The 14,257-nt window shown below is 68.5% G+C and carries 13 protein-coding genes; 8 read left to right on the forward strand and 5 right to left on the reverse strand.

The window, feature by feature from the left end; genetic code table 11:
• The first annotated feature begins 123 nt into the window (after positions 1 to 123).
• Positions 124 to 1,092: a hypothetical protein gene (locus C4T78_RS17345; protein WP_093348835.1), complete on the forward strand. Its 969-nt coding sequence runs from the start codon at positions 124 to 126 to the stop codon at positions 1,090 to 1,092.
• Positions 1,093 to 1,120: 28 nt separating this feature from the next.
• On the opposite strand, the gene C4T78_RS17350 is transcribed toward C4T78_RS17345, so the two are convergent.
• The gene (locus tag C4T78_RS17350) at positions 1,121 to 2,854 is read right to left on the reverse strand and encodes a pyruvate dehydrogenase (RefSeq protein ID WP_093348838.1); all 1,734 of its coding nucleotides are present in this window, start codon (positions 2,852 to 2,854) and stop codon (positions 1,121 to 1,123) included.
• A gap of 421 nt (positions 2,855 to 3,275) precedes the next feature.
• On the opposite strand from C4T78_RS17350, the gene C4T78_RS36445 reads away from it, so the two are divergent.
• Both C4T78_RS36445 and bcp read left to right on the forward strand, forming a co-directional pair.
• Positions 3,276 to 3,434: a hypothetical protein gene (locus C4T78_RS36445; RefSeq protein WP_177247468.1), complete on the forward strand. Its 159-nt coding sequence runs from the start codon at positions 3,276 to 3,278 to the stop codon at positions 3,432 to 3,434.
• Positions 3,435 to 3,486: 52 nt separating this feature from the next.
• A complete protein-coding gene (bcp, locus tag C4T78_RS17355) occupies positions 3,487 to 3,960 on the forward strand; it encodes a thioredoxin-dependent thiol peroxidase (protein ID WP_093348841.1) in 474 nt (157 codons plus the stop codon).
• 33 nt (positions 3,961 to 3,993) lie between these two features.
• Here the strand turns inward: bcp and C4T78_RS17360 are convergent, their stop codons facing one another.
• On the reverse strand, positions 3,994 to 4,752 hold the full coding sequence (locus C4T78_RS17360; protein ID WP_093350016.1) for a sulfite exporter TauE/SafE family protein: 759 nt from the start codon (positions 4,750 to 4,752) through the stop codon (positions 3,994 to 3,996).
• Between the two features lie 139 nt (positions 4,753 to 4,891).
• Between C4T78_RS17360 and C4T78_RS17365 the strand changes: the two genes are divergently transcribed.
• Positions 4,892 to 6,310: a carotenoid oxygenase family protein gene (locus tag C4T78_RS17365; protein ID WP_093348843.1), complete on the forward strand. Its 1,419-nt coding sequence runs from the start codon at positions 4,892 to 4,894 to the stop codon at positions 6,308 to 6,310.
• A gap of 139 nt (positions 6,311 to 6,449) precedes the next feature.
• Here C4T78_RS17365 and C4T78_RS17370 read toward each other — a convergent pair whose 3' ends face one another.
• Together C4T78_RS17370 and C4T78_RS17375 are read right to left on the reverse strand one after the other, a co-directional pair.
• Positions 6,450 to 7,352 (reverse strand): MerR family transcriptional regulator, encoded by a 903-nt coding sequence (locus C4T78_RS17370; protein ID WP_093348846.1) that lies wholly within the window; start codon positions 7,350 to 7,352, stop codon positions 6,450 to 6,452.
• A gap of 140 nt (positions 7,353 to 7,492) precedes the next feature.
• Positions 7,493 to 8,137, reverse strand: coding sequence for a DUF5701 family protein (locus C4T78_RS17375; RefSeq protein WP_093350018.1), 645 nt, complete (start codon positions 8,135 to 8,137; stop codon positions 7,493 to 7,495).
• A 166-nt stretch (positions 8,138 to 8,303) separates the two neighbouring features.
• Between C4T78_RS17375 and C4T78_RS17380 the strand changes: the two genes are divergently transcribed.
• Both C4T78_RS17380 and C4T78_RS17385 read left to right on the forward strand, forming a co-directional pair.
• Positions 8,304 to 8,951: a TetR/AcrR family transcriptional regulator gene (locus C4T78_RS17380; RefSeq protein ID WP_093348849.1), complete on the forward strand. Its 648-nt coding sequence runs from the start codon at positions 8,304 to 8,306 to the stop codon at positions 8,949 to 8,951.
• A gap of 73 nt (positions 8,952 to 9,024) precedes the next feature.
• Entirely contained in the window at positions 9,025 to 12,354 is a 3,330-nt protein-coding gene (locus tag C4T78_RS17385) for an NACHT domain-containing protein (RefSeq protein ID WP_093348851.1), read from the forward strand.
• Between the two features lie 111 nt (positions 12,355 to 12,465).
• On the opposite strand, the gene C4T78_RS17390 is transcribed toward C4T78_RS17385, so the two are convergent.
• Positions 12,466 to 12,666, reverse strand: a complete 201-nt coding sequence (locus tag C4T78_RS17390; protein WP_093348854.1) for a hypothetical protein — start codon at positions 12,664 to 12,666, stop codon at positions 12,466 to 12,468.
• A gap of 437 nt (positions 12,667 to 13,103) precedes the next feature.
• On the opposite strand from C4T78_RS17390, the gene C4T78_RS17400 reads away from it, so the two are divergent.
• Both C4T78_RS17400 and C4T78_RS17405 read left to right on the forward strand, forming a co-directional pair.
• The gene (locus tag C4T78_RS17400; RefSeq protein ID WP_093348859.1) at positions 13,104 to 13,985 is read left to right on the forward strand and encodes a helix-turn-helix domain-containing protein; all 882 of its coding nucleotides are present in this window, start codon (positions 13,104 to 13,106) and stop codon (positions 13,983 to 13,985) included.
• An 18-nt stretch (positions 13,986 to 14,003) separates the two neighbouring features.
• Complete coding sequence (locus C4T78_RS17405; protein ID WP_093348861.1) at positions 14,004 to 14,240, forward strand: DUF397 domain-containing protein; 237 nt, start codon at positions 14,004 to 14,006, stop codon at positions 14,238 to 14,240.
• Positions 14,241 to 14,257: the final 17 nt, after the last annotated feature.

Here is a 14,257-nt window from a genome sequence, read left to right on the forward strand (position 1 = left end):
CCTGCACGGGTAAGGAAATTCGTCCGGAGGAACCATCCGATGGTGATCAGAACGACGCGCTTGCTGGCCTCCGACTCCCCCGGAAACCGTACATCCGGTATCACATCTTGGGAATCGGCAGCCGTGGACGTGGTGGTCCGGCACGGCTCCCGGGCCGATGCCGAGGCGCTGCTGCCCGTCTTCCTTGCAGCTCCGGAAGAACGCGCCGAGCTGGTGCGGGTGCTGGCCCGGCACGGGGACGCCGCGCTGGCCGGACGTCTGCTGGCCGAATGCGTCGACGCGGGCCGCCTGCGCCCCGGAGTACCGGCGGAAGTGCTGAGCGCACTGGGGATTCTCGAATTGGAGAATGCCGAGGAGCTGTTGTGGACGCACGCCGCGAAACCGGATGATCACGACATCGGTCTGCACGCGGCGCTGGGCCTGCTGCACCTGCCCTGCACCGGAGTGCGCGAGGAAATCGCCCGCGCCCTGGAGAAGCACGAAGGGCAGGCCTTCTTCCCCGAGTTCCTCCCAGCACTGGCGACGAAGACGCAGGATCCGTCGTGGCTGCACCGGCTGGTGGCCTGGGGCGAGCAGGGCGCCTCGACCGACTGCAACGGCGGGCTCGTCCTCGGCATCGCGATGCACGGGCAGGTCGCCGACACCGAGTTCCGGCGTCTGCTGTGGAATCCGCGCTGGGAGGCCGAAGGCGGCGGAACCGGCACCGACTTCTGGGCCTACGCCGGATGCCGGGTGCTCGGGCTGGATCTGGCGCAGCTGCACGCGGAAGTCCGGCAAGCCACCGAGCCCGCCGACGCCCGCCACCGCCTCGCGGTCTTCCACGGGCTGGCCAAGCGCTGGGCCGAGCGCCGGTGGCCGGCGCTGAGCGCAGCGTCCGAACCGCGGGAGTCCCACCGGGAGATGCTCGCCCTGCTGTTCGGCTGGTCCACCCCGCACCGCGACGACTCGCTGACCGGCTGGGCCGCCGACCTGCTCGGACACGACGACCCGCTGCTGGCCAAGCTCTACGCCCTGGAGGCCGAGCTGGACCTGCGCATGCACCACGAGCTGGAATCGGAAGAACCCGCGTCCCGCCCTGACGGCCGGTGGTGAGGGCCGGAGCCCCACCACCGGCCCGCGATCACGGGCGCGGCACGTTGCGCAGGTTGCTGCGGGCCAGCTGGATCATCTTCCCGACCCCGCCGGACAGCACCGTCCGGCTCACCGCCAGCGCGAAGCCCTTCACCTGGTCGCCGGTGATCCGCGGCGGGATGGACAGCGCGTTCGGGTCGGTGACCACGTCCACCAGCGCGGGCCCGGGCCTGCGCAGCGCATCGGCCAGCGCATCGCGCACCTCGCCCGGCTTCTCCACCCGCACCGAGTAGATGCCCGCCGCCGCGGCGATCGCGGCGAAGTCGACGTGGTCGTGGTCGGTGCCGAAGTCCGGCAGCCCGTCCACCAGCATCTCCAGCTTCACCATGCCCAGCGAGGAGTTGTTGAACACCACGACCTTCACCGGCAGCCGGTGGGTGCGCAGGCTCAGCAGGTCGCCGAGCAGCATGGCCAGCCCGCCGTCGCCGGACATCGAGATGACCTGGCGCTCCGGCGCGGCGATCTGCGCGCCGATGGCCTGCGGCAGCGCGTTGGCCATCGAGCCGTGCACGAAGGACCCCAGCACCCGCCGCCGCCCGTTGGGCGTGATGTAGCGGGCCGCCCACACGTTGCACATCCCGGTGTCCACTGTGAACACCGCGTCCTCGGCGGCCAGGTCGTCGAGGACGTCGGCGACGTACTCCGGGTGGATCGGCACCTGGGTCTCGACGTTGCGCGTGTAGGCGTCGACGACCCGCTCCAGCTGACCGGCGTGCTCGCGCAGCATCCGGTCCAGGTAGGTGCGGTCGTGCTTCTGCTGGACGTGCGGGAGCACCGCGCGGATCGTCTCGGCGACGTCGCCGTGCACGGCCAGGTCCAGCACCGTGCGGCGGCCCAGGTGCGCGGGCTCGATGTCGACCTGCACGGTGTTGGCCTGCGGCAGGAAGTTGTCGTACGGGAAGTCGGTGCCCAGCAGCACGACCAGGTCGGCGCGGTGCATCGCGTCGTAGCAGGCGCCGTAGCCCAGCAGCCCGCTCATGCCCACGTCGAAGGGGTTGTCGTACTGGATCCACTCCTTGCCGCGCAGCGCGTGCCCGACGGGCGCGTTGACCCGCGCGGCCAGCTCCATGACCTCCTCGTGCGCGCCGCGCGTACCCGCACCGCAGAAGAACATCGGCCGCTCCGCCCGGTTCAGCTTCTCCGCCAGCGCGAGCACCTGGTCCTCCGTCGGCACGACGATGGGCGGCTCGCACTCGATGACGCCCAGGCCGTTGGACGAGGGGACCTGCTTCTCCGCCACGTCGCCGGGCAACACCAGCACCGCCGCGCCGCGCCGGCCGGAGGCGGTCTGGATGGCGGTGCGCAGCAGGCGCGGCATCTGCTCCGGCTGCGAGAGCATCTCGCAGAAGTGGCTGCACTCGTTGAACAGCTCTTCGGGGTGGGTCTCCTGGAAGAACCCGGTGCCGATCTGCGCGGACGGGATGTGCGAGGCCAGCGCCAGCACAGGCGCTCCGCTGCGGTGCGCGTCGAACAGGCCGTTGATCAGGTGCAGGTTGCCCGGCCCGCAGCTGCCCGCGCACACCGCGAGTCGCCCGGTCATCTGGGCTTCGGCGCCGGCGGCGAAGGCGGCGACCTCCTCGTGGCGCACGTGCACCCACTCGATGCCCTCGGTCCGCCGCACCGCGTCCACCACGGGGTTGAGGCTGTCCCCGACGATGCCGTAGATGCGCCGGACGCCGGCCTGCACGAGCACTTCGATGAGCTGATCGGCGACAGTGGGCATGACGGGTCCTCCGGAGGGGTTGTCGGCACGGCCACCCACCCGTCTACGCGTGGCCGCCCGACCCCGCAACTCGAAGCCCGCTCACCGGGTCGGCCGAGGTCGGTAACGATCCAGCCGCCCAACCCGATCATCCCGTTGTTCCCACCGAGCGCTTCTCGTCCTGTTTCGGAGCCGCAGTCGCGACCCGCAACAGGACGGACCTGGGAGGTGTCGCATGCGCCGCAGGTGCACAAGCCGCCCTCGCAGGTCGACCACCCGCGGGTTCTCGGCGTTCGCCTGGCGAGGACAGCCCGTTCGCCGTGCATTGGGCATGCACAAGAACGGGATCCTGCGGCCGGGCGGGCGCTGAGGTTCCGCTGGGGGACCGCCTGTGCAAGACGAGTACGGAAAACCTCATCACTTCTCCGGGAAGGAAACCGCGGTGTCGATCCGCCTCTTCACCACCTGCGCGCTGGCACTGACCGCATCGGCGGTCGCCGGGCTACTGGTCGGCGGGTTCATCGTGGCGAGTGATCGAACACCCGCGCCGACACCCCAGGTCGCGCAGGTCGCCCCGGCCGCGGGCGCCAGCGGGCAGTGACATCGCTCCACCTGGCGGGACCGCGTCGGCAGCATCGGCTAGCGTCGGGCGCATGAGCGAACAGAACCGACTCTCGGTCGGCGACAAGGCACCCGAGTTCTCGCTGCCGGACGCCGACGGCAACACCGTCTCGCTGAGCGACTTCCGCGGCCGGTCGGTCGTGGTCTACTTCTACCCCGCGGCCAGCACGCCGGGCTGCACCAAGGAGGCCTGCGACTTCCGCGACAGCCTCGCGGTGCTCAACGACGCGGGCTTCGACGTCCTCGGCGTCTCCCCGGACAAGCCGGCCAAGCTGGCGGCCTTCCGGGACGCCGAGGGCCTGACCTTCCCGCTGCTGTCCGACGAGGACAAGTCGGTCATGACGGCGTGGGGCGCCTTCGGGGAGAAGCAGAACTACGGCAAGACCGTGCAGGGCGTCATCCGGTCGACGTTCGTCGTCGACGCGGAGGGCAAGATCGCCAAGGCGCTGTACAACGTCAAGGCCACCGGCCACGTCGACCGGCTCCGCAAGGACCTGGGCGTCTGACGACGTGGGCACCGACCCGGCCGGTGCCCCCTCTCAGTCCAGCACCATGTAGACCGCGACGCCCGCGGCGATCACCACGACCAGGTAGCGCAGCAGCGTCGCAGGCAGCTTCTGGGCGAGCTTGCCGCCCACGAACCCGCCCAGCACCGTGGTGGGCACCAGCATCAGCACCGCGATCCAGTCGACCGGCGCGATCAGCGCGTAGACGACCAGCGTGACCGCGCTGCCGATCATGCCCAGCCAGCTCTTGAGGGCGTTCAGCCTGCGCATCGAGTCGGTCGCGGCCAGCACCAGGATCGCGATCAGGATGACGCTGCGCGCGCCGCCGAAGTAGCCGCCGTAGATCGAGGCGAAGAAGATCCCGAGGACGAGGAACATCGTCCGGTCCGGGGCGCTCTCGTCCGGCGTGCCGAGCCACTTGCGGATGGTGTTCTGGAAGGCCATCAGCACGGCGGACAGCCCGATCAGCGCGGGCACCACCGCGTCGAAGACCTTGCCCGGCAGGACCATCAGCAGCACGCAGCCCAGCGCGGAGCCGACCACCGCGGCCGCCGAGGTCAGCCACAGCCGCCGGGAGTTGCCCTTGAGGTCCTGGCGCTGGCCGATCGCGGCGCCGACGAAGCCGGGCCCCTGGGCCACCGAGTTGGTCACGTTGGCGACCAGCGGCGGCATCCCGGTGGCCAGCAGCGCCGGGAAGACCAGCAGCGAGCCGCCGCCGGCCACCGCGTTGATCGCGCCGGAGAGGAAGCCGACCACGACGAGCAGGACCGGCTCGAACCATTCGGTGAACACGACCACCGAAGTTAGCTTCTGGAACGACTCAAGTTCCCACCGGGGCGAGCGGTATCACACCGGGTCGAGCCGTTGCACCCAGTTTGGTAACGCTGTTATGTTCCTATAACAGTGTTACCGAACGCCGGAGGGAGTTCCCGTGAACAACCCGTTCGCACAGGGCAACTACGCGCCGATCAAGCAGGAGCACACCTGCGCGGACCTCCCGGTGGTCGGCCGGATCCCGGACCACCTCGACGGCCGCTACCTGCGCAACGGCCCGAACCCCAGCGCCGAGATCGACCCCGACACCTACAACTGGTTCATGGGCGACGGCATGGTGCACGGCATCCGGCTCCGCGACGGCCGGGCCGAGTGGTACCGCAACCGCTGGATCCGCTCGCCGCACGTCAGCCGGGCGCTCGGCGAGCCGCCGCGCCCCCGCGACCCGCGCGCCGGTCTGGACCTGCTCGGCGCCAACACCAACGTCATCGGCCACGCCGGGCGCACGCTGGCCTTGGTCGAAGGCGGCGCGACGAACTACGAGCTGACCGACGAGCTCGACACCATCGGCCCGTGCAGCTTCGACGGAACGCTGCCCGGCGGCTACACCGCGCATCCCAAGCGCGACCCGGAAACCGGTGAGCTGCACGCGGTTTCGTACTTCTTCGGCCGCGGCAACACCGTCCAGTACTCGGTGATCGGCACGGACGGCCGGGCCCGGCGCACGGTGGACGTCGAGGTCGGCGGCAGCCCGATGATGCACGACTTCTCGCTGACCGAGAACCACGTGGTGTTCTACGACCTCCCGGTCACCTTCGACACGCGGCAGGCCACCGCGACCGTCGCGCCGAGCTGGCTGCGCCGCCCCGCTCAGCTCGTCCTGTCCGCGCTGATCGGCCGGGTCCGCATCCCGGATCCGATCACCGCCCGGATGGGCCGCTTCACCCCGGCCAACGGCGGCTTCCCGTACCGCTGGAACCCCCGGTACCCGGCGCGGATCGGCGTCATGCCGCGCGCCGGCGGCACCGTCCGCTGGTTCGACGTGGGTCCCTGCTACGTCTTCCACCCGCTCAACGCCTACGACACCGAGCACGGCATCGTGCTGGACGTGGTCCGCCACGCGAAGGTATTCGACGCGGACGTGACCGGCCCGTCGGAAGGAGCCCCGACGCTGGACCGCTGGACGGTGGACTTCAAGACCGGCCGGGTCCGCGAGGAGCGCTTGGACGACCGCGAGCAGGAGTTCCCGCGCGTCGACGAGCGCCTGGTCGGCAAGAAGCACCGCTACGGCTACTCGGTCGGCGCCGACACCCTGTTCAAGCACGACCTGGCCTCCGGACGCACCGAAACCCGCAGCTTCGGGGAGGGCAACCAGGTCGGCGAGTTCGTCTTCGAACCCAACTCACCGGACGCTGCGGAGGACGACGGCGTCCTGATGGGCCTGCGCTACTCGGCGGCCGAGCACCGCAGTGACCTACTCCTGCTCGACGCCGAAACCCTGGAAACGGTGGCGGAGGTCCAGCTCCCGGACCGCGTCCCGAACGGCTTCCACGGCAACTGGGTTCCGACGACCTGAGTCGATTTCGCGCGAACTCGCCGCTCTGCCCCGATTCCCGAAGCGACCCGGCCCTCTCCGAGCGCGGGTGCGATCCGGGGGAATGGCGCAGCTCGTTTCTCGGTGCGACAGATGTCGGGAAATGCGGTCCAGGTCGTGCTCAGGTGGCGGGCGAGTCTTGGGCGGACAGCTCTTCGGCCAGTTCCATGCAGCGCAGGCGGGCTGGGGAGAAGTCGTAGGGCATCTTGCCGAAGGCTTCGAACGCGCTCATGGAGTCGGCCTCCCGCCTGCCAGAGCTCAGGTCGGCCTCGTCATCCGCGGCAGCGGAGTGCACAGTGTCCCAGGCGTCGAAGAGGGCATCGTCGTCCTCGCCCAGGCCGGACTCCTCGATGACGGCCTGCAGGGAGCTTTCGAAGGCGTGCCGCTCGGCGGCCACTTGAGCCACCCGCGGATCATCGACGGCGACGCTGTCGTCGAGTGCCTCCTCGGCGTCATCGAGGCGGTCGGATTCCTCCCGCAGGGCGGGATGCGTGGCAAGGACGACGAAGCGGGTGGCCTGGACTGCCGCGCCGAGCGGGCCGAATATCCGCTCGGTGACCAGCAGGCTGTCCAGGTCCGCCTGACGCAGGGAGCCCTCGGGCAGGCCCTTGAGGCGTTCGGTGACGACGTCGGAGAGCAGGCCCATCCGGCTTCCTTCGGTGCGCATCCGCTGCACGGCGGCCCGCTGCCGCCGCAGTTCCGCCTCCTGCTCGGCGAGGGTTTCCTCCAACCTCTCCAGGACGCCCGCGATACCTCCCCCGCTGTCCGCGCCGCCTGAATCCGTGCCGGTGGTGAAGGCGTCACGGATGTCGTTCAGGGCGACCCCGGCGTCGGCCATCTTGCGAATCCACAGCAAGCGGATCATGTCCTCGTACCCGTAGCGGCGGCGGTCGTCGCCGCCGCGCTCGGGCTCGGGGAGCAGGCCGATCTCGTGGTAGTGGCGAATCGCCCGCGGCGTGCTGCCGGCGAAGGCAGCCGCATCACCGATCTTGACCTGGCGGGGCGGCATGAAAGACGAAGGCACGAGCAGGGACCTTTCCTCAAGGGATCGGGACGTGAGTCCACCGGACCACATGCCGCTGCGGAAGGTGCAACCGAATTCAGAAAGATCCCCTCGCCCCACATCATCGTGCAGGGCGAGGGCAGCAAGCCTGGAACCCCGGCCTAGGACTCGCGACTCGCCGCGGAGGCGAAGCCGAGCCAGGTGTGGCGGTTCCGCCACCAGCACCAGCCGACCTTGGGCGCGTTGCGCCGCTCCGCGCCGTCGCGCCCCGTGCCGTTGCTGATCCACAGCGCGGGCGTGCGGGAGTCGTAAGCACCGTTGTCCTTGCGGAGGCGGGAGCCGATGGTCATGAAGCAGTGGTTGCGCTCAAGGACCGAGGGCTGCTGGAGCAGCCAGTGGATTCCCTCGGTGACCAGCAGCGGAGTGCGCCCCTCAGCGCTGAGCGCGGGCAGGGCCTCCTCCGGGCTCCAGTTGGCCAGGTGATCGCCGCGGTCCAGGCCGGTCACGAGGTAGAGCGGCCCGTCGGGCACGTCGACGCCGCAAGGCGTGAAGCGGTCGACGTCGGGCATGTCGGTGACGACGAACCCGGGCTTGCCGCCGTAGCGGAGCAGCGGCGCGAGAGCGGACGCCGGAGCCCGGTCCGGGTGCACGGCGAGCAGCGCACCATCGCGCTCACCGGCGTTCTCGGCGAAACCACGCAGCTCGCCGGCGGGAATCCCGGCGAGCTCGTGCACACCCAGCTCGATCAGGTTCTCCGCCTGGGCAGCGGGAGAGGGCAAGGCGGCGACGGACGGGCGTGAGGTCAAGTGACTCCTCGGTTCGCGGTTCGGGGTGACGAAGCTGAGCTCGGTGGTGACCGGCAAGGCAGCCCTCCTCATCAACACTCCCGGACAAAACTTACGTCGGTGGTAACATTATAATGAGACCCATCTATGGGTTCAACGTAAATTTACGACGGAGGTAAGTTTTTCGATGGGAGTCGAGCCGGACACCGCCCAGCTGGGCCTTCGCGAAGCCAAGAAGCAGGAGACGCGAGAGCTGATCTCCGACCGCGCGACGCAGCTGTTCATCGAGCAGGGCTTCGAGAGGACGACGATCGCGGAGATCGCCACGGCGGCCCGAGTCGCCAAGAAGACGGTGACGAACTACTTCGCCCGCAAGGAAGACCTGGTCTTCGACCACCAGGAGGAGTTCATCGCCTCGCTGGCCCACGCGGTGGTCACCCGCCGGCCCGGCGAGTCCGCGCTGACCGCGCTCCGCAAGGCCTTCGAAACGGCAGTCGAGACCCGGAACCCGGTGGCGGGCTTCGCAGGCCCGGACTTCAGCCGCATGATCGCCGAAAGCCCCACCCTCTCGGCGTGCCTCCGAGGCCTCCACGACCAACGAGAACAAGCCCTCGCCGAAGCTCTCGCCGACGCCGTGGGCGAGCCGCGAACCGACACCACCGTCCGCACGGCCGCCGCCCTGCTCGGTGCCGTGCACCGCACGCTGTTCCAGCGAATCCAGGAGCTCACCTTCGCCGGACGCACGAACGACGAGATCGCCGCAACGCTCGCGGCCGAAGCAACCCCGGCCTTCGACCTCCTCGAACCAGCCCTCGGCGACTACGCGGTGGCCTGACCGGACCAGCGAGTTTGCCCACCGGTGACGAGTTCCGCCAAGATCCCGCTCGGAGTCTGTCTGAGGGGGTCTCATGTCCGGACTCGAAACCGCCTTCCTCCGCACCGGCGGAGCCGTGGTCAAGCACGTAGCAACAACCTGGCTGACCAGGAAGAAGGCCGAAACCCGCCGAGGCGCGGACCTGTCGGACCTGATCGCCCTGCGCTTCGCCGGTCTCCGCGAAAGAGACCGCCGAGCCCTGCGCCGAAAGCTCGAAGAAGTCGGCGAGATCGCAGGCGAACGCCTCGAAGAACTCTGCGCCCGCGAGTTCTCAGCTCTGGAGGACAACGAACGCCTCGCCGCCTTGAACGCCGTGGTCGACGCGCTCGACGAAGCGGATCTCTCCGACACAGCACTGCTCGGCGCGGATCTCGACCCGATCGCGCTCGCGAAGGAGGTGCGGCGGCAGATCCCGAGCGCCCCGACCCGAGCAGGCCTGAGCGAACCCGCCCGCGCCCTCTTCGACCGCGCCCTGGACCTGAGCTGCGTCCAACTGGTCCACCTGGCCCGAGAACTCCCGGAATTCGACTCCCGCCTCTCCGAAGAATCCCTCCGCAGAGCAACGGCAACCCTCTCCGGAATCGACCAGATCCTGGACAGGATGCCCCTGACCAGCCTGGATGCTCCTACCGGCACCAGCCACGACGGCCAGTTCCGCCGCCGCTACCTGGACCTGATCGCCCGACACCACGACGACCTGGAACTGATCGGCGTAAGCATCCGAAGCTTCCGCCCGAAGACCAAGCTCTCGGTCGCCTACCTGAGCCTGACGGTGAACGGCGACGTCCACGGTCGGGCCGACGATGCCTCGTGGTTCCTGCACGGCGAGCACCACGGCGGGACGATGCGCGTGGAAGGAGCGCTGAGCGCGTCGGACCGAATGCTCGTGCGTGGCGAAGCGGGTTCGGGGAAGAGCACGCTGCTCCGGTGGATCACCGTCCAAGCCGCCCGTGAGCGCTTCACCGCCGCGCTCGGGAAGTGGAACGGCTGCGTCCCGGTGCTGATCAAGCTGCGCAGTCATACCGGCGATCGGTTGCCGCAGCCCGAGCAGTTCCTCGACCAAAGCGGGCTGATGCTCGGCCCGGTCCCGGACGGCTGGATGCACCGGCAGCTGCTGGACGGGCGAGTTCTGCTGCTGGTCGACGGCGTGGACGAACTCGCCGAGGGCGAGCGCCCGAAGGTGCGGCGATGGCTGGATTCGCTGCTCAAGAGCTATCCCGGCACGAACATCGTCGTGACCACCCGTCCGGCAGCAGCTGGAACGAAGTGGCTGCACGCGGAGGGATTCTCCGCCGTCGACCTGGAGCCGATGACACCGGCGGACATCCAGGACTTCGTGGGCCGGTGGCACGATGCACTGCTCCAAGCCGACACCGGCGCGCTGCCGTTCAGCCGTGCCGATGTCGAAACGCACCACCGGGGCCTGCTCGCGAACCTCGACGCCCGCGGCCACCTGCGCAACCTGGCTCGCAGCCCGCTGATGTGCGCGATGCTGTGCGCCCTGAACCTCGACCGCAGCGGCAACCTGCCCCGCGACCGCAAGAGCCTCTACGAAGCGGCATTGGAGATGCTGCTGGACCGGCGCGACACGGTTCGCGGAATCCCGTCCAACAACGGAATCACCCTGGAATACCGGGAAAAGCTGGTGCTGCTCCAGGACCTGGCCTTCTGGCTCAACCTCAACGGCCGTGCCGAGCTCGACCGCGCCACGGCCGTGGACCGGATCAGCCGCAAGCTCCGCACGATGCCAACCGTCGACGTCGACGCCGACGCGTGCCTCAAGCACTTGATCGAGCGCAGCGGAGTCATCCGAGAACCAGCCGAAGGCCGCATCGACTTCGTGCACCGCACCTTCCAAGAATTCCTGGCGGCCTGCGAAGTTTCCGAGGAAGGCCACGTCGGCCTGCTGGTGGACAAGGCGGGCTCGGACCAGTGGCGGGAAACCATCATCATGGCGGCGGGCCTGCTCAACCGACCGGAACGCGCCAGGCTCCTGACCGACATCCTCGACCTCGCCGACCGCGCCAGCCCCAAGCAACGCCGTCGGCTCCGCCTCTTGGCCGCGACCTGCACGGAGTCCGTGCACGAACTGCCCAGCGAAGCGCTCGACCGAGTCAACACGTGCGTGGGCTCTCTCGTCCCACCGCGCAACACGACGGAAAGCCGGTCCCTCGCCACCATCGGCGAATCGGTCCTCGACCGCCTGCCAAGAGACCTCTCCGAGCTGACCGAGTCCCAGGCAGCCGCCTGCGCGTACACAGCAGCCCTGGTCAACGGGCCGAAAGCCTTACGGCTGATGGAGAACTACGCCGCCGACCCACGGCTGAGCGTCCAGGCCGAGCTGATCGACGCTTGGCCGCTCTTCAATCCCGAGCGATACGCCAAGCAGGTCTTGGCCAACGCGCCGCTGCACGACGGAGCCGTCCTCGTCAACGAGGTTCGCCTGCTCCCCCACCTGCACCACCTGAGCCGCCTGGACCGCGCTCACCTCGACATCCTGAACTGGCGGGACGCGTACTGGGAATACATCGCCGCCACTCCGAAGCTGGTCAGCCTCGACATCACCGCGCAGGAGGACTTCGCTTTCCGCCCGTTGCCCTCGGTCTTGGGCGCCACCTACGTCCGGCTGCACTCCAGTGGCGAGATCCACAACACCGCAGCTCTGGCAGCACTGCGCAACGTGCGTGAACTCAGGATTCGCCAGAACGCGAAACCGATCGAGAACATCGACTGCCTCGCCGAGCCGTCCCCGGTGGAAACCCTCTACCTCAACCGCGTGGACGACCGGGCGGCATTGCGACCGCTGTCCCGGCTCGTCTCCGCCGTCAACATCAACCTGCACGGCCCCACCGCGGAACGCTGGATGGACGATCTCCCGAACCCGGAGAAGGTCCTGGATCTGGTCGCCCACGACACTTCACCGAGCTCCACTTCCTACATCGGTGAGCGCTGCCCCCAGCTCCGCTGGCTAGCCCTGCGCAACGCTCCGGCCCTGCACGAGCTGCGGTTCGACACGTTGCCGAACCTCGAATCGCTGTCACTGCCCGACCTCAGCGCGTGCTCGGAGTGGACGTCGCTGAACGGCTTGAGCCATCTGCGGAAGGTGTACCTCAGCACTGCGGGCGCCATCGACGTGTCAGACCTCGGGAAGGCCGACTTGACCGTCTTCGTCGGCAAGAAGACCGAAGTTGCCGGAGCCGATGCATCCGCTGTCCGCATCGGTCGAATCCGCTCTGCGAAGCCCGATCAGCTCCGCAGGGCCAAGCATTTCATCTATCGCCGTTTCGCCAGCGACGGCCATACCGGAAACCGAGAACCGGCTTTCTCGGCTAAGCCGCTACCCGGACCACGATGGCTCGGGTAGCTGCGCGGTAGTACGTCGGGGCGGCGGGCCGGGCGCGGGGAGGGGCGACGCCCGGCCCACCTGGGAGGTCCGGTGCCCGCGAGGTCGGGGGCGAACGGGCACCGGACCGGTTCAGGGGTCCGACCGGAGGTGGTGGCGGCCGGTGGGCTCGGCTTGTCGTCGTCGTTCGGCTTCGACTTCGTCGATCAGCTGCCAGACGTTCAGCGCGCTATCGCCGGCGCCGCTGTGGGCCGCTCGCGGCGGGCGGATGAACAGCATGCTCGCGATCAGCACGTTGACCAGCACGAGCGTGGACACCTGAAGCCAGAACATCCTCATCACCTATTCGCCGAAAGTCATGTTTGTGCAGGTCAAAGATCGTGAGTGTTTTGTGTTGCTATAGCGCCACAAAGTGCTCACGGGTCATGACCAGCGGGAACTGATCTGTCGCCAGCAATCCATGCAGGTGCGCTCCCGAACCCACTCGCTCTCCGGCGGAAGTCGCTGCACCTGCCACGCCTCGACCTCGACTCCGCAGTACGACGAAACCGAGTCATGCGGCTCAACTCGCTTCGCGGCCACGCCGAACGCGTGCCGCCCGACCCCGACCGGGCGCCAGAACCAGTCCACCGCGGAGAAGCTTCCGGCCATCGCCATCTCCCATCTTCGTGCAATCCCACTTTACTGTGATTGACTCGACTGTTGAGGCGCAAGGGAAACGATCATCTGCCACGCGAAAGGGTGTAACCCTGCTGGCCAACGCAGGTGCGATGCTCTACGGCATGCCAACACCGACCGTCCGGCGACTTCTCGTGGGCCACCTCCTGCGGCACGCGCGGGAGCAGACCGGTCTCGACCTCGACGCTGCCGGGAAGCTCATCGGGAAGACCAACAGCACGATGAGCAGGATCGAGCGCGGGCACACCGCGCTGCCGCAGCACATGCTGAAGAAGCTCGCGGATGCCTACGAGCAGCACGTGCCGAACGTCGTCGACCTGGACGAACTCCTCGATCTGGCGCGGGGCAGTCAAGATCGCGGTCGGTGGTCCGGCTACCGGTCCGTGTACTCGAAGTACTTCCGGATGGCCGTCGACCTCGAAGCGGACGCGTCCGCAATCTTCCAGTACCAGACCGAGATCGTGCCCGGCCTGCTGCAGACGGAGGACTACATCCGGGCGCTGTTCACCACGGCCCAGCTGCAGCTCAGCGATCAATCCACAGAGGATGCGATCGAGGCGCGTCTGGAACGGCAGGCTGTTCTGACCAAGCCGAACGCGTCGCAGGTCAGCTTCGTGCTGTCCGAGTCATCGCTGCGCCGCCACGTCGGCGACCGGGAGCTGATGGAAGCGCAGCTCCGCCACGTGGCCGAGATCGCGCGGCTCCGGAACGTGCAAATCCAGGTTCTTCCCTTTGCCGCAGCGACTGCGCCACGTGCGACGCACGACTTCAAGCTGTTCCGCGTGCCGTCACCTGGCAACGCCGGGCCGCTCGAATTCGTCTACGTCGAAGACTTCACCGACGGCCGCTACCTGGACGGACACGAAGACGTCCACGCATACACTCTGCTGTGGCAACAGCTCGTTGCGGCTGCGCTAGACCCGGTCGAATCCGAGAAGTTCATCCTGCGCGTCGCTGACGAGTTCGCTCGATGAAGTCTCGGGAGGCCAGCGATGATGCACTGGCGGAAGTCCAGCTACAGCCCGCACAACGACAACTGTGTCGAAGTCGGCTGGCGTAAGAGCAGCCGGAGCGGAGGCAACGGCGGGAACTGCGTCGAGGTCGGGTTCGGGTTCGACGCCGTCGGAGTTCGAGACACCAAGGATCGCGATGGTGGGTACTTAGCCGTCGCTCCTGCTCAGTGGCAGTCGTTCTTGCTCGCCGTCAAGGACGGCAGGCTCGACGGCTGAACCAGCCAGTCCCGCGA

It is taken from the genome of Saccharopolyspora kobensis (assembly GCF_900108315.1).
GTDB lineage: Bacteria > Actinomycetota > Actinomycetes > Mycobacteriales > Pseudonocardiaceae > Saccharopolyspora > Saccharopolyspora kobensis.